The organism is Streptomyces sp. NBC_01520 (genome assembly GCF_045040375.1).
Taxonomy (GTDB): domain Bacteria; phylum Actinomycetota; class Actinomycetes; order Streptomycetales; family Streptomycetaceae; genus Streptomyces.
This window is the reverse complement of the sequence record NZ_CP109404.1, coordinates 4187357-4200937: the sequence shown is the minus strand read 5'-3', so window position 1 is coordinate 4200937 and position 13581 is coordinate 4187357. Positions and strand designations below refer to the sequence as shown.

The 13581-nt window shown below is 67.9% G+C and carries 18 protein-coding genes; 15 read left to right on the top strand and 3 right to left on the bottom strand.

Annotation, left to right across the window (positions count from 1 at the left end):
* Positions 1 to 76: 76 nt before the first annotated feature.
* On the bottom strand, positions 77 to 370 hold the full coding sequence (locus OG524_RS18870) for a hypothetical protein (RefSeq protein WP_405811190.1): 294 nt from the start codon (positions 368 to 370) through the stop codon (positions 77 to 79).
* A 758-nt stretch (positions 371 to 1128) separates the two neighbouring features.
* On the opposite strand from OG524_RS18870, the gene OG524_RS18865 reads away from it, so the two are divergent.
* Entirely contained in the window at positions 1129 to 1863 is a 735-nt protein-coding gene (locus tag OG524_RS18865) for a hypothetical protein (RefSeq protein ID WP_405811188.1), read from the top strand.
* A 404-nt stretch (positions 1864 to 2267) separates the two neighbouring features.
* Here the strand turns inward: OG524_RS18865 and OG524_RS18860 are convergent, their stop codons facing one another.
* Both OG524_RS18860 and OG524_RS18855 read right to left on the bottom strand, forming a co-directional pair.
* Positions 2268 to 2834 carry a GNAT family N-acetyltransferase gene (locus tag OG524_RS18860; protein ID WP_405811187.1) on the bottom strand — a complete coding sequence of 189 codons (567 nt, stop codon included), beginning with the start codon at positions 2832 to 2834 and terminating at the stop codon, positions 2268 to 2270.
* Entirely contained in the window at positions 2831 to 3604 is a 774-nt protein-coding gene (locus tag OG524_RS18855) for a GntR family transcriptional regulator (protein WP_405811185.1), read from the bottom strand. Before OG524_RS18855 ends, OG524_RS18860 begins: the two co-directional genes overlap by 4 nt.
* A 483-nt stretch (positions 3605 to 4087) precedes the next feature.
* Between OG524_RS18855 and OG524_RS18850 the strand changes: the two genes are divergently transcribed.
* The 14 genes from OG524_RS18850 to OG524_RS18785 all read left to right on the top strand — a co-directional run bounded on the left by OG524_RS18850 (position 4088) and on the right by OG524_RS18785 (position 13575).
* The gene (locus tag OG524_RS18850; RefSeq protein ID WP_405811183.1) at positions 4088 to 4354 is read left to right on the top strand and encodes a DUF6284 family protein; all 267 of its coding nucleotides are present in this window, start codon (positions 4088 to 4090) and stop codon (positions 4352 to 4354) included.
* A complete protein-coding gene (locus OG524_RS18845; protein WP_405811181.1) occupies positions 4351 to 5214 on the top strand; it encodes a protein spdB in 864 nt (287 codons plus the stop codon). Before OG524_RS18850 ends, OG524_RS18845 begins: the two co-directional genes overlap by 4 nt.
* Positions 5190 to 5543 carry an RRQRL motif-containing zinc-binding protein gene (locus OG524_RS18840; protein WP_405811179.1) on the top strand — a complete coding sequence of 118 codons (354 nt, stop codon included), beginning with the start codon at positions 5190 to 5192 and terminating at the stop codon, positions 5541 to 5543. The genes OG524_RS18845 and OG524_RS18840 overlap by 25 nt, the downstream gene beginning before the upstream one ends.
* Positions 5544 to 5559: 16 nt before the next feature.
* A complete protein-coding gene (locus tag OG524_RS18835) occupies positions 5560 to 5727 on the top strand; it encodes a hypothetical protein (RefSeq protein WP_405811177.1) in 168 nt (55 codons plus the stop codon).
* Between the two features lie 94 nt (positions 5728 to 5821).
* Entirely contained in the window at positions 5822 to 6199 is a 378-nt protein-coding gene (locus OG524_RS18830) for a DUF6251 family protein (protein WP_405811175.1), read from the top strand.
* A 16-nt stretch (positions 6200 to 6215) separates the two neighbouring features.
* Positions 6216 to 6407, top strand: coding sequence for a hypothetical protein (locus OG524_RS18825; protein ID WP_405811173.1), 192 nt, complete (start codon positions 6216 to 6218; stop codon positions 6405 to 6407).
* Between the two features lie 80 nt (positions 6408 to 6487).
* Positions 6488 to 6814 (top strand): hypothetical protein, encoded by a 327-nt coding sequence (locus OG524_RS18820; RefSeq protein ID WP_405811172.1) that lies wholly within the window; start codon positions 6488 to 6490, stop codon positions 6812 to 6814.
* An 87-nt stretch (positions 6815 to 6901) separates the two neighbouring features.
* Entirely contained in the window at positions 6902 to 9043 is a 2142-nt protein-coding gene (locus OG524_RS18815) for a cell division protein FtsK (protein ID WP_405811170.1), read from the top strand.
* Positions 9044 to 9315: 272 nt separating this feature from the next.
* Positions 9316 to 9513, top strand: a complete 198-nt coding sequence (locus OG524_RS18810; protein ID WP_405811168.1) for a hypothetical protein — start codon at positions 9316 to 9318, stop codon at positions 9511 to 9513.
* On the top strand, positions 9510 to 10406 hold the full coding sequence (locus OG524_RS18805; protein ID WP_405811166.1) for a bifunctional DNA primase/polymerase: 897 nt from the start codon (positions 9510 to 9512) through the stop codon (positions 10404 to 10406). The genes OG524_RS18810 and OG524_RS18805 overlap by 4 nt, the downstream gene beginning before the upstream one ends.
* Entirely contained in the window at positions 10403 to 10753 is a 351-nt protein-coding gene (locus tag OG524_RS18800) for a hypothetical protein (RefSeq protein ID WP_405811164.1), read from the top strand. The genes OG524_RS18805 and OG524_RS18800 overlap by 4 nt, the downstream gene beginning before the upstream one ends.
* On the top strand, positions 10750 to 11922 hold the full coding sequence (locus OG524_RS18795) for a DUF3631 domain-containing protein (protein WP_405811163.1): 1173 nt from the start codon (positions 10750 to 10752) through the stop codon (positions 11920 to 11922). Before OG524_RS18800 ends, OG524_RS18795 begins: the two co-directional genes overlap by 4 nt.
* Before the next feature lie 181 nt (positions 11923 to 12103).
* Complete coding sequence (locus tag OG524_RS18790) at positions 12104 to 12301, top strand: helix-turn-helix domain-containing protein (protein ID WP_405811161.1); 198 nt, start codon at positions 12104 to 12106, stop codon at positions 12299 to 12301.
* Positions 12301 to 13575, top strand: coding sequence for a tyrosine-type recombinase/integrase (locus OG524_RS18785; protein WP_405811159.1), 1275 nt, complete (start codon positions 12301 to 12303; stop codon positions 13573 to 13575). The genes OG524_RS18790 and OG524_RS18785 overlap by 1 nt, the downstream gene beginning before the upstream one ends.
* Positions 13576 to 13581 lie beyond the last annotated feature (6 nt).

The window sequence follows — 13581 nt, the reverse complement described above, 5'->3', positions numbered from 1 at the left end:
CTGGCCGGAACGCCGATCCCTCAGGTGGTACTTCTGGACCGCGGCGTTCTGAGGCCTCCACCTGATCTTCGGCGGGCTACTTCGAGGCGTCCTCGACCCTGAGGGCGTAGTCCACCCCGACAGAAAAGGCACCGGACCCGCCACGGATGGTCAGCGTGTGCTGCCCGGACTCCAGGGGCTCCAACTGGACCCACAGACCGCATCCGGTAGCCATGAAGGCGGCCTCCGATCCCGTGACGGGGTTGTCGGCGACCCTCCGCACGAAGATCGCCGTCCCTTGGTGTTCCTCCGGAGCGATCCTCTTGCCGTCCAGCACCGCCGTCCCCTCGGCGGCGCCCATGAAGTCTGCGCAGTCGGAGGGCTCCCCCATGCGGTTGACGAGAGGAAGGACGAGGGGCAGCCCACCGGGGACGCTGCACGTCCGCTCGACCTGACCACCGAAAGAACCAGGAACCACACGTCGCGCGGCTGGTTGCGCCCGCACGAACTCCCGTCCAGATCAGCAACGGGATTCGTCCGCTCCGGCTCCGCCGCCACCCAGGTCCACCACCGCCGCTGCAGCTCTTCGGAGGAGAAACGCCCTTCCGCCGAAGACGTCACCGAAGAAGAAGCCTGCCCGCGCTCCCTCGGTGAATCCGCGCGCTCTGCCCCGCACCCGAGGCCAGAGCCGCCCCGGCAAGTGCCGCGCTTCCGGCCTTGATACTCATGAACGCCCCTCCCCGATATCGCACCGATCTCTCGCCCCGGTCGACGTGCGACATGCGTGGACACCCTAGCCACGGGCTCGGGCACCCGGTTCCCAGCCCACTGCCGGGGGTTCTGCCGCTGTTCACCCCGGAAACGCGAGAGGCCCTCAGGATTTCTCCTGAGGGCCTCTGGCCTGCTGTGCACTCGGCAGGATTCGAACCTGCAACCTTCTGATCCGTAGGCGGGTGCGCACCCGTGGCCAGCGCCTCCCCCTATCGACTCAGCCCCTCATCTACCGTGGCTCGGTGCGCCCATGTAGCTGCTTGTGCACCCACGTTGATGTCAGGTGTTGATGTCAACGGGCACCCCGTTCCGTGCTAGCCCGATGTAAGGGCCAGACGGCACAGCAGATCATCTCGACTGCGAACCATAAGGGATGAAATGAACAGGAATGATCCGGAGAGCGTTGCAGAGGCCCGAAGAAGAGGTGAGCAGCAGACGATAGCCCGATGGCGAACGAAATTGATCGGAGAATTGCGCGATCTCGTTGACCGAAAAACTTCCCGGACCTATCAACTCAGCCAGGGCCTACTAAACCTTGAACGCGAACGCGAGATCGAACTTCGCTCGCTTCACGAGTTGATAAGTCGCGGATTGCACCCCAGCAAAACTCGCACCTTTCAAGGCCGCATCCTTCTGACCGTCCGATGCAAGGAGAAGGGGCACATCCTCGCCAGGGTGTATCCCACCCCGTACAGACACGTATTCATCCCTCAAAGTGCCAGCCTGCCGGCGGGGCAGACAAAAGATAAAAGATTCGCACACGCCGAGGCAATGAAGGCACTTCGTCGATTTTTTCCAGAAATCAATCAGCGCGACGCGTGGATCTCAGAGTATTCCGACGAAGAAAGAAGAGAAATCCTCGTTCAACGCGAACAACGCACAACGGGGCCAGCATCGAAGGACCGCCTGATCCAAATAAACACCGAAACAACCGATTTCGACATCCGAGGCATGACGGTCCTAGCGCCTCACCACGGCGAGAGGGAAGTCACCTGGGAGGGGGTGCGAGTTGAGCCGTCCTGGTACCTGCTGTGTCGATGCGGCACGCGCATCCTTGCGTCCTACCTGGTCGTTGACGCACTTATGGCCGGCACCGAGAAGATCTTCGTGTGAAGCGACTGCAAGCCTGGTAGTCTCAGCACACAACCGCATGATCCGCCCGAGTCGTTGCGACCAAACAACTGCTAGCCGGTTGGGCACGGTGCAGATTCCCCAAGGGGTTTATCTGCCATGCCATCATTTATGGGCCTCATCGCGATCGCTTCAGTATTGGTAGTCCCGCGACTACTGCTCTTTATCGCAGCCATGTTCTTCCATCGGCGATGGTCTATCACCATTCCCGACCTTGAACGCGTACTTCGCGCTATCCACGGAAATTCACAGGATGCACTGCCTGCCAACCCGACAGCGGAACCACAAAGCATGCCATCGGGAGAAGCCTCACAGGGCTAACTAGGAAGAATCTCGTGGTGTTTCCTCGGCGGGTCCGCCGAGGAAACACCACGGTGTGCGTATTTCTACACGATTCGAGATCGTGAAACACGCCGTGAAGCGTCCTCAAACCCGTGGTCAGCCGGCGCCGTGGGGCGCTGCGCAAGCCAACCGGAGACGCGCGGGCCCCCGTTCACCGCACCGCCCTCCCGGACAGTACGCATGTACGCGAACCCTTGCCCGAGGTAGTAGCGCTGTAGCGCCTCATTCGTCGTCCAGGCGTCCAGGCGTAGCCACTTGGCACCGGCGCGGTACGCCCTATCTCCCGCCCAGTCGAGAAGCCGACCACCAAGGTTCTGTCCGGCATGAGTGCGCGCCACAGTCAGCTTGGTGACGAAGGTGGACGGCTCCCTCAATTCCTGCTCCGTCCACAGGCCCTCTTCTACGTCCGGCGTGAGCGTGATGGTGGCAGCCGTTACGTCACCATCCATGACCATGAAGACAGAGCCCGTCTCAATCGCAGCAAGCAGCCGGTCGGCCGGGTAGGGGCGCTGCCACTGGTCGCTGCCGAGGCGCGTGAGCCAAGCCGCGGCCTCCTCCCGGAACGCCAACAGCTTGACTACGTCATCCGGGCGGGCAGGAGTGATCTTCACTGAGGTCCAATCTCGCTTCGGGCGGACTGGTCGCCGATCTCGTAGTTCATCCGGTTCAGGTCGCCCCGGAACGTCGTGATGGTGCAGCGAATGGGCCGCTCTGTCGAGTAGCCCGTGCGCATCCAAAGGAGCACCGGCACCCCCGCACCGATCTCCAGCAACCGCGCCTCGTCCGGTGTCGGCATGCGAGTCGAGATCTCGTCGAAGTACCCGATCTGCTCGATCCCGTGAGCGGCCAGATATCGAGTAGTGCCCTCTGCGATGTCGCCAGGCTCTGCGAGGCGGCGAGCTTCATCGACTAGCCACGCCGGGTAGTACGTGGCCTGCGTCGACCAGGGCACGTCATCCACGTACCGATGACAGAACCGTAGGACGGCACGGGATTCGAGGTCCACCTTGAGCCTCTCCGCCACATCGGCCGGCGCGGGCAGAACTTCGACCCTGAACGCCTGGTGCGGACGACGACCTGCGGCAGTGACGTCCGTGCTGTAGGCGTCCCCGTTCTGCGGGAAGCTCAGGTTTTCGAACCGGGAGGCATTCAGCACGAACACCTCATGCTTGGCCACCTCATAGCCGAGGCCCTGGCTGGACGTGACAAGCCCCTGAGTAACCAGCAGGCCAAGCCCAGACCGCACGGTGTTCCGCGACGCGTCGAAGCGCGCGGACAGCTCACTCTCCGAGGGGAGCCGCGACCCGGGCGGATACGTCCCGTTGTCGATTTCGCGGCGCAGAGCATCCGCGACTTGCCGGTACTTCGGCTGCTTGCTCATGACCCCATCATGACGCACCCGCTCAACTTGTTGGTACATGTAGGCCCCGATCGCTTGACGCTTCACAGTCCGTTGGTGCACCATCACTACATCAACTTGTACCAACAAGTTGAGCAAGCGGTGCAGCTCCTTCAAGTCTGCCCTCTTGCTGCTTATTCCCGCTGCCTACGGGCGGTGGATTGCACGACACAGGAGCCCCGCATCGGACGGGGGGAGGGCACCGGACCCCTTGTCAACCGGATGGCATCGAGACCGAGAGGTCACGTCTCTGCCTACAACGGGCTAGCGGCTCTTCCTTAAAACGGGAGTCGCCCCCGAAGGAGACACGCACGTCGGCCCCGGCATTCACGCCGCGAGGGCGCCCGATCGGATCGGGCCCGGGGTACTGCCACCCACCTGGGTGGCCCCACATGAAGCGAGAGGCCCCGGGATGCACCCCGGGGCCTCTCTGTTGGGCCGTTCCGCTGGAAGGAACACAGACCCGTGAAGTCCATCGTTGCACTTCAGACTCTTGTTACGGCCGCATCGCTCGACATGGAGCCGTCGGCCGCCGAGCTGGACGCGATCGAGCACGAGATGCCGCTCATCCGGGCGGAAGTCGAGCTGCTGGACGTGCAGATCATGACCATCGACCGCACTGTCACCGAGCTGGACGAACGGCGCCTCCGCCGGGCCCGCCGCAAGGTGCTCGCTGCCCGCCGCGACCTGACCAATCGCGGCCACATCGTGCACTCAGGCGGTGCGGCATGAACGCCAAGACCGTGCTGCCCGCCGTGGGGATGACGGCGGTGTCGATGGTCCTCACCTTGGCCGTGGTCGTGATGTGGCTGGGCACGGCAATGCCGTGGCCGGTCGCAGTGGTCGTGGGTCTCGGGATCGACGGCGGATGGCTCGCCACCCTTGCCTACGAACGGCGCCTGGCCGCGCAGGGTGACCACAGCAACGCGGTCACCGTGGTCGGCTGGTCCTTCGGCCTGATCGCGACCGGCGTCCTTATCGCCCACGCGCTCACCGAGGAATCCGCCGGCGCGTGGCTGGCCGTGGCCTGGCTGCCGATCGCGGCCAAGGCGCTGTGGCTGGTCCACGGGCTGTGGGAGCGGACCGCGCTCACCGGTGAGGCTCTGGACGCGATCCAGGGCATTCAGCAGGAAGCCCGCGACGAAGCCGCCGTGGCCCGCGCCCGACTCCGGGCCGAAGCGGCGACGGAGGAGACGCGGCTGACGGCCGTGACGCAGGCCGGTGCCCGCGTCGCACACGTCCAGGCCAAGACCGCCGACACCCTCTCCCGCGCCTGGTCCACCCTCGAAACAGCGCGGGAGGGCGAGGACACGGGCAGGGCGCTGACCAGCGTGACGACCCGCGTCACACCCGGCGTCACACCCCGCTGGGAACTCCCCGTCTGGGGCCCCACCGAACCCGTCCCCGCGTTCGCCCTGGAGTCGGCTGGCGCCCTCACGGATGAGGCGCTGGACGCGCTTGTCGACCAGATCCGGCACAGCGAGACTCCCGCCCTGTCGTACCGGGAGATGGCCGCCCGCTTCCGGTCCGCCGGGCACTCTGCCTCCGAGGTCCGGTTGAGGACCGCATGGAAGCGCGTGGTGGCCGCGTAGTGGGCGCGCTGCCCGTCTACCGATGGCGCCTCGCCCCGGACGGCTACGCAACCCGCCGCCAGCTCCGCGCCCTCGGACTGCGGCCCGGCGGACAGGACGTCGCCGCCGAACTCCAGCGGCCCCGCCGACGTCGCGGCCCGCTGGTCGCCTACCTCTACCGCATCGACCGGGCCAAACCGGTCCGCCCGATGACCCCGGGCCGCCGGGCCGCTCTCGCCAAGGCGATGACGGCCCGCCGGACCTGCCCCAGCTGCCGACGTGACGCCGGGTACTGCATCCCGCGCTCCCTCGGCATGTGCGTGCCCTGCTCAGACACCCCGACCGCCTGACTCAGGAGACAACCTCATGTTCGGACGCAACACCGCCTCGCAGAGCGCCGCCATCGTCACCGCGGCCAGTGACAAGAACAAGAAGGTCGCCAAGAAGCAGGCCGAGGCCGCCGCCGACCAGCTGTCCACCGCCGAACTCCTCGCCGTACAGGCACAGCTGCTCCGCGAGACCGGCCGCCGCTGAACCCAATCACCGCCCCGGACCCGGCGTGAGGCTGCCGGATCAGATCCGGCCCGGGGCACTCCCGTACCACCGCCTTGCCCATGGAAGGAATCGCATGGACCAGCACCTGCCCGCACCGCGGGCGGTCACCGTCGTCCAGCTCCCGGACGGCACCTACACCTACACCGACGCATCCCGCCTGCCTGCCCAGCAGGCGCCGCAGCAGATCGTGCAGCACATCCACCAGGCGCCGCCGGACCGGACAGTGCAGCGCCTCGCGCTCGGCTCCGGTGTCGGGGCGGGTGCGGTCGCGGCCGGCGTGTACTTCGGGCCGCTCCTGGTCGGTGTCCTGACCGCGATCGCCGCGAACCTCGCCCTGCTCGCGTTCCTCGTAGTCGCCCTGTCCTGGGGTGTCGTCACCGTCGTCAAGTCGGTCGGCGGCACGGACGGCAAGGCCGCCGCGTCGTCGCTCAACAAGGCTCGCCGCCGCTGACCCGAAAGGACTCTCCATGGTGTTCAAAGCAGGTTCCAGGGTGCGGATCGTCTCGTGCCAGGACGACCCGCGCGCTGCGGGAAGGACCGGCCGGATCGTGGACGAAGTACCGCCCGGGCCGCTGACCGAGGGCCGGTGGACGGTGGTCCGGATCAGCCCGCTGATCGGCCCTGTTCTGTGTCACACCCACGAGCTGCGGCCCGCCTGACGGGCCCCTGTCCGTCCGGTCTCGTACCGGGCGGGCGGAGGTCCGGACAGTCCGGCCCGCACCGCTGAGGAGGCACCGCTGTGCACAGCTACACCCGAGCCGAGTCCCGTGAGCGCCGCCGTCTGTTCCTGAAGGGCGCTCACCAGTCGATCGGCGACAACCTCGACCCCAGGGTCACCGCCCGGATCCACGCGATCGACGCCGTCGCAGCTGAGCGCGGCGCCCGTGAACTGGCCGCGCTGGGGCGGCAGGCCGACACGGCCCGCGACACCGTCGCCACCGCCAAAGCCGCGGTCAAGGCGTGCGGCTGGGGCCCGGACCGTTCCGCCGCCCGGGACGCGCTGCGGGAGGCGGAGAGGAACCTCCGCCGTGCCGAGCGCGCCTACCACCGCGCCGAGCAGTCCTGACGCCGCCACGGGGCGGCCGTCACCCGGCCAGGCAGACCGGCCGCCCCGTGCCCCTGACCACTCAACCGAGCAGCAGGAGTAACCAGCATGACCGAGATTCTCGCCGACCCGGTCGGCACCCAACCCGCCCCTACCCTCACCCTCGTCAAGGACCCCACCGACCCGGAACCGGCCGTCGTTGACCCGTCGCAGCCGGTTGTTGAGGCGGTCGACCGGGCCGACAACCCGCTGGCCGACTGGCTGTCCGTCCCCGACGCGCCGGTCCTGCCCGCCTGGGCCCGCTCCGCCGCCTCGATCAAGGCCAACGTGACCGCTTTCGTTCGCCTGACGTGGTGGCAGGCCCGCTACCACGGCATCCGCACACCCAAGTACCTGGTCAAGACGCTGCTGCTGGCCGCCCGTGGGTTCTTCCGCGCCACCGTCGGACTGTGGCCGACCCTGTCCGCCCAGGACCACACCGCGGCCGTGAAGGCGCTCCGGGCACAGTCCAAGGCAAAGCCCGAAGACATCGAGCTGGCGACCCGGTTGCAGATGGCACACGCCGCCCGTACCCACACCCGCCGCTGGCGGTTCGGGGCCGCTGCCGTCGGGGTCGCCGCCGCGACGATCGGGATCGCGCTGGCCGATCCACTGTTGCAGACCGGTATGGCCGGAGCGATCGTCACCCCGCTCGCCTACCTGGGCCGGGGCAAGGAAACCCACCTGCTGGACCAGGGTGCTCCGCCGCTGCGGGTGGACATGTCCGCGCAGCAGCTCAACGACGCGTTGCGGGCGGCCGGCCTCCTGAAAAGCGGCCGTGCCGGGGACGACGAGAAGGACGCTCCGCGGGTGTCTTGCTCGATGGGTCCGGTCCGTGACGGCCGCGGCTGGGCCGTGATCTTCGACCTCCCCCGGGGCGGCGGCAAGACCGCCAGTGACGTGCTGGCCAAGCGGGAAGTCATCGCCCAGGAACTCGGTGTCGACGAGATCCAGGTCATCATGTCCCGCGTCCGCGCGGCCAAGGGCGGCAACGCCGGCCGCGTCAGCATGTGGGTCGCCGATGATGACCCCTACCTGGGCAAGCCGAACCCGTCCCCGTTCGCGACGGCGGAAAGGTTCTCGATCTGGGACCCGATCCCGTTCGGGCAGGACGCCCGCGGTAACCGCATCGAAGTCCCCGTCATGTGGCAGTCGATGTTCTTCGGCGGCCTGCCCCGCCGGGGCAAGACGTTCACGCAGCGTCTGATGACGGCGGCCGGTCTGCTGGACGCCTACGTGCGGCACTACGTCGCCGACGGCAAGGGCGGGGCGGACTGGATGCCCATGCGGGCCGTCGCCCACCGCCTGGTCATGGGCGCCGAGGACGACGCGATCGAAGCACTCAAGGCCATGCTGGCCGAACTCCTGGTGGAGATGGAGCGCCGCTTCGCGATCCTGCGGGAGCTGCCCACGTCTATCTGCCCCGAGGGCAAGCTCACCCCTGAGATCGTCCAGCGGTACAACCTGCCGGTCATCTTCGTGACCATTGACGAACTGCAGGAGTACTTCACCGCGATGGAGCGCGAGGACCGCGAGCAGGTCATCAACGACCTGTGCCGCATCGCGAGGCGCGGCCCGGCCGCCGGGTTCGTGTCCAACTTCGCCTCCCAGCGCCCCGACGCCGACAGTGTGCCTACCAAGCTGCGGGAGATCATCACCCTGCGGTACTCGACACAGGTCGTAGACCGGGCCAGCAGTGACATGGTGCTGGGCAAGGGCAAGGCCGCCCAGGGAGCCGACGCTTCCGTCCTGTCCGAGGACCATGTCGGCACCGGTGTTCTCGTCACCGGCCCCGCGTCCTACGTCACCGTCCGCGCCGACTACCTCGACGGCACCGGGTTCGCCCTGCTCTGCCAGAAGGGCCGCGCGCTGCGGCAGGCCGCCGGACAGCTCACCGGGGACGCGGCCGGAGACGTAACGGCCGCCGCCGACGCCTCCGGGGTCAAGCTCGCCCCGATCCTCTCCGACGCGCTGGAAGTCATGCGGCACTCCCCGCGCATGTTCACCACCGACCTGCTCGCCGGTCTCGTCAACCTCGACGAGGACGTCTACGGCGACTTCAACGCCGAACGCCTCGCCTCCGAACTGGAAACAGCCGGCGTCAAGCGCACCAGCAAGCAGGTCAAGATCAGCGGCGCCAACGGAGCCGGATACCAGCGCCGCGACATCGAAGCGGCCGTCCCCGCCGAAATCCTCCTCGCCCACGGGTAGAGGGGGACCCCGCTACCAACCCCCTCCGGATCACCCTCTCCGGGTCCCGTCGGCACTGTTCGGCGGGGGCCCGGAAGTAGAGGGGGCCCTTTACCCCGGTAGAGGGGCAGGTAACGGGCTCTGACCTGCAAGGTAAGGCGGGTAGAGGGGGGTGGGGGCCATCTGCCCGCACCCCTCCGCAGCCCCGTTTCAACGCCGAGAGCGGCCCCCGTCTCGCCAAAGCCTGGGGCCGCTCTCGTCTGCCAGCACTCATCGAACTGGAGACACCCATCATGACCCAGCTCGCCCCCATCCAGGCAGCCGAACAGGCCGTCGTCATCGAAGCGGCCCGCGCGTACGTCGCGGGCATCGGCGTCATCGACATGACCAACGCCAGCACCCTCGCCGGTCACCTCATGGCCGCCGAGACGCTCCTCATGAAGATCGTCGCAGCGTTCGAGGAGCCCACGGACGAGACGGCCGCAGCATGAGCACTCATCTCCTGACCGCCGCCCTGGACGCCGCCGAACGCGGCTGGCACGTCTTCCCTCTCCGGCCCGCCGACAAGCGGCCCGCGCTCCACAGTGAGTCCGTCTGCCCCCTGACTGGGGACTGTGCGGGTGGTCACCGCAAGTGGGAGGACCGGGCCACCGTCGACCCGGACCGTATCCGCCGAGCGTGGGCCGACCGCCCGTTCAACATCGGGATCGCGACCGGCCCGTCCGGGCTGGTCGTCGTCGACCTCGACATGCCCAAGCGCAAGACGAACAGCAGCATGGACACGCCTGGCGGCGTGACGACCTTCAAGGCGCTCTGCGAGCGCGCCGGGCAGGCCGTCCCGACCACCTACCGGACCCGGACCGCGAGCGGTGGCCGCCACCTCTACTTCACCGCCCCGGACGGCATTCGGCTCGGCAACACCGCTGGCACCCTGGCCCCTCTTGTGGACACACGAGCATGGGGCGGCTACGTCGTCGCTGCGGGCAGCAGCACCGCCGCTGGCCCCTACGAAGCCACTGCCCTGGCCCCGATTGCGCCCCTGCCGGGATGGCTGTCCCTGCTGCTTCAGCCGACCCGCCTCGCACCGGTCGGGCCGCTGGTTGCGCCTGTCGTGAGTGGGAGCCGGGCCGGGCGGGCCGCGCTGGAGCGAGAGTGCCGGCGGGTAGTCGCGGCGCCGGAGAAACAGGGAAACAACACGCTCAACCGCTGCGCCTTCAAGGTGGGCCGCTTCATCGCGTGGGGCGACCTCGCCCGGCACGAGGTAGAAGCAGCCTTCCAAGGGGCGGGAGAGGCCCGGGGGCTCACCGCTGCCGAGTGCCGCGCCACGATCCGCAGCGCGCTGGACAGCTCAATCCGCACCGCCCGGCCCCGGGAGACGGCATGAGCACCCCACCCCGTCCCCGCTTGGAAGGCCATCCCACGCCGCTTACCGGCCCCCGCATCGCCGAACTGGCCCCCGCCGGACCCGGCAGTGGTGCGCCGAAGGTCGCCGCCGAAGGCGTCCCCACTGCTGTTCGTTCTGACCAGCACACCGGAGACGGCCGGTACCCCATCGCGTGGCTCACGATCACCGCTCCGCGTGGCGCGGTGCCGACCGCGACCAGCGTCTGTGAGTGCGGCCGCAACCGGTTCGCCGCCGGACACCACAAGGCACTCGCCCTGATCGAAGACCACACCGACCACCGCACCCGCTGCCCGCTGCGCACCGACCAGGAAGGCATCGCCGCATGAACGCGACACCGACCACCCCGCCCATCGACGGCGCCGTCCTGCTCAACGAGGTGGAGGCGTTCCACCGCCGGTTCAACATCTTCCCGAGCGAAGCGGCCTACGTGGCCGTAGCGCTGTGGGACGCGCACGCCCACCTGCTCGACTGCTTCGACTCCACCCCCCGGCTCGCCTTCCTCTCCCCTGAACCGGGCAGCGGAAAGAGCCGCGCACTGGAGATCGTAGAGACGCTGGTGCCGCGCCCCATGGTCGCGGTCAACGCTTCCGCTGCCGCTCTCTTCCGGGCCGTGTCCGGTCCCGATGGGCGACCCACGATCCTCTTCGACGAGATCGACACGGTGTTCGGCCCCAAGGCCGGGGACAACGAGGAACTCCGCGGCTTCCTCAACGCAGGTCACCGACGGACCGGGGTCACCTACCGGTGCGTCGGCGACACACAGACCGTCACCCCGTTCCCCTCCTACACCGCCGTCGCGGTCGCAGGGCTCGGCTCCCTGCCCGACACGATCCTGACCCGTGCGGTCATCATCCGCATGCGCCGCAGGGCCCGCAACGAGACCATCGAGCCCTTCCGAGCCCGCATCCACGAAAAGGAGGGGCACGCGCTGCGGGACCGCCTCGCGGACTGGGCCGAGCAGGTACGCGACGCGGTCACGGGTGCCTGGCCGGAGATGCCGGACGGTGTCAGTGACCGGCCCGCCGACGTGTGGGAAGGGCTGCTGTCCATCGCGGATGCCGCCGGGGGTGAATGGCCCCGCCGGGCCCGTGAGGCATGCGTGACCCTGGTCGAAGCCTCCCGAGCCAACGACAAAGGGAGCCTCGGTATCCGGCTGCTCACCGATTTGCGCGACCACGTGCTGATCGGCGTGGACCGACTGCCCACCATCGCCATCCTGGACCGGCTCAACTCCCTGGACGATGCCCCGTGGGCCGACCTGAGCGGCAAGCCGCTCGACAACCGGCGACTGTCCAAGATGCTCGGCGAGTACATGACCGCCGACAACGACCCCATCGGCTCCCGCAACATCCGTACCGCTGGCGGGGTCCTCAAAGGCTTCTTCACCAAGGACCTCGAAGACGCCTGGGCACGCTACTGCCCCCCGCCGCCCTCCACCACGGGCGCTACATCCGCTACGCCGCTACAGGCCAGCTCAGAGGCCCTGAACCTGTAGCGGCAACCCCAGGTGTAGCGGCTACACCCAACGCACCCGCGAACGGGTGTAGCCGCTACATCGAACCTTCCCGCTACAAAAATCATGCCGCTGACCTGCAATGTAGCGGCGTAGCGGATGTAGCGGACCCCTCAGGTGGAAGCCAAGCCCCGTCATGCCTTGAGAAGGAGGCAGCGACTCCATGAGCGCCCCCGTGTCCGTCTCCCCCGAAGCCCTCACGGTCCCCGAGGTCATGCACGCCCTGCGCCTCAGTCGCAGCAAGGTCTACGACCTTTTCCGGTCCAAGCAGCTCGCCAGTTTCACCATCGGCCGCGCCCGCCGTGTCCCGGTACACGCGCTGCACCACTACATCCAGCACCAAATTGAGGAGGCCGCCTGATGGCCAAGCGTCGCGCCAACGGCGAGGGAACGATCACGAAGCGCAAGGACGGCCGCTATCACGCGGCTGCGTACGTCTACCGCCCGGACGGGACCCGGACGCGGAAGTTCGTCTACGGAAAGACCCGGGAGGAGGTAGCCGGGAAGCTCACCGAGTTGCAGGAGAAGACGCGGCAGGGCATCCCGGCCGCGTCGTCCACGATGGCGTTCGGGGACTACCTCACCTACTGGTTGGCCGCCGTCGCGCCGGAACGGCTCAAGCCCGCGACATTGAACAGCTATGAGGGGCTGTCACGCCTCTACATCCGTCCCGCGCTCGGTAAGAAGAAGCTCAACCGGCTGTCTCCGGCGGATGTCCGACGGTTCCTTGCGGAGTTCAAGGGCTCCTGTCTTTGCTGTCTCCGGGGAGCGGACAAGGACCGCCCGGAGGGTAAGCGCAACTGCTGTGCGGTGGGCCACTGCTGCAAACGTCTGCCGTCGGCCCGCACTGTCCAGTACATCCACGCAGTTCTTCGGTCCGCGCTTCAGCAGGCGATGCGCGAAGAGCTGATCGCTCGGAACGTGGCGCGGATCGTGGAGACGCCCACAGTCGCCCCCAAGGAGGTGCGTCCGCTGGACGCCGGGGAAGTGCGCCTACTGCTCAGGACCGCCAAGGCTCACCGGCTGCGCGCATTGTGGCTGCTTCTCATCTCCACCGGGCTGCGACGCGGCGAGGCGCTCGGACTCACCTGGTCGGACATCGACCTGGTCGGCGGTCAGCTACGCGTTCGCAGGAACGTGCAGCGCATCAGGCGCGAGCTGATCTTCGGGACCCCGAAGACCGCGAGGTCGGTGCGCACGGTGGCACTGCCCAAAGGTTGCGTGCGGGCGCTTACAGAGCACCGCGAACGGCAGGAGCTGGAACGCAAGGTGGCCGGCCGCAAGTGGCAGCCAGTGCCCGAACACCCGGCTGACCTGATCTTCACGACAGTGACAGGCCGCGTCACGGACCCGCGCAGCCTGAACCGGATGCTGACCATCCTGTGCCGGGACGCCAAAGTACGGCGGGTGCGCGTGCACGACCTGCGGCACACCTGCGCTTCGCTGCTGCTGGCCCACGGAGTCGACGCGCGCACGATTATGGAGACGCTCGGCCACAGCACCATCACTATGACGCTGGATACCTACGCGCACGTGATGGCCACGACGCTCCGGGCAGCCGCGGAGCGCATGGACGACGCGCTGAAGCTCGACAGCGAAGAAGAGGAGGCGTCCGGACCGGGCTGCGACGCCTGAGCATGG

What these genes read in the sequence shown, in the direction of transcription:
- OG524_RS18870 (WP_405811190.1), bottom strand. Translation starts at nt 370, where the DNA reads ATGGGGGAGCCCTCCGACTGCGCAGACTTCATGGGCGCCGCCGAGGGG.
- OG524_RS18865 (WP_405811188.1), top strand. Translation starts at nt 1,129, where the DNA reads ATGAACAGGAATGATCCGGAGAGCGTTGCAGAGGCCCGAAGAAGAGGT.
- OG524_RS18855 (WP_405811185.1), bottom strand. Translation starts at nt 3,604, where the DNA reads ATGAGCAAGCAGCCGAAGTACCGGCAAGTCGCGGATGCTCTGCGCCGC.
- OG524_RS18845 (WP_405811181.1), top strand. Translation starts at nt 4,351, where the DNA reads ATGAACGCCAAGACCGTGCTGCCCGCCGTGGGGATGACGGCGGTGTCG.
- OG524_RS18840 (WP_405811179.1), top strand. Translation starts at nt 5,190, where the DNA reads ATGGAAGCGCGTGGTGGCCGCGTAGTGGGCGCGCTGCCCGTCTACCGA.
- OG524_RS18835 (WP_405811177.1), top strand. Translation starts at nt 5,560, where the DNA reads ATGTTCGGACGCAACACCGCCTCGCAGAGCGCCGCCATCGTCACCGCG.
- OG524_RS18830 (WP_405811175.1), top strand. Translation starts at nt 5,822, where the DNA reads ATGGACCAGCACCTGCCCGCACCGCGGGCGGTCACCGTCGTCCAGCTC.
- OG524_RS18825 (WP_405811173.1), top strand. Translation starts at nt 6,216, where the DNA reads ATGGTGTTCAAAGCAGGTTCCAGGGTGCGGATCGTCTCGTGCCAGGAC.
- OG524_RS18815 (WP_405811170.1), top strand. Translation starts at nt 6,902, where the DNA reads ATGACCGAGATTCTCGCCGACCCGGTCGGCACCCAACCCGCCCCTACC.
- OG524_RS18810 (WP_405811168.1), top strand. Translation starts at nt 9,316, where the DNA reads ATGACCCAGCTCGCCCCCATCCAGGCAGCCGAACAGGCCGTCGTCATC.
- OG524_RS18805 (WP_405811166.1), top strand. Translation starts at nt 9,510, where the DNA reads ATGAGCACTCATCTCCTGACCGCCGCCCTGGACGCCGCCGAACGCGGC.
- OG524_RS18800 (WP_405811164.1), top strand. Translation starts at nt 10,403, where the DNA reads ATGAGCACCCCACCCCGTCCCCGCTTGGAAGGCCATCCCACGCCGCTT.
- OG524_RS18795 (WP_405811163.1), top strand. Translation starts at nt 10,750, where the DNA reads ATGAACGCGACACCGACCACCCCGCCCATCGACGGCGCCGTCCTGCTC.
- OG524_RS18790 (WP_405811161.1), top strand. Translation starts at nt 12,104, where the DNA reads ATGAGCGCCCCCGTGTCCGTCTCCCCCGAAGCCCTCACGGTCCCCGAG.
- OG524_RS18785 (WP_405811159.1), top strand. Translation starts at nt 12,301, where the DNA reads ATGGCCAAGCGTCGCGCCAACGGCGAGGGAACGATCACGAAGCGCAAG.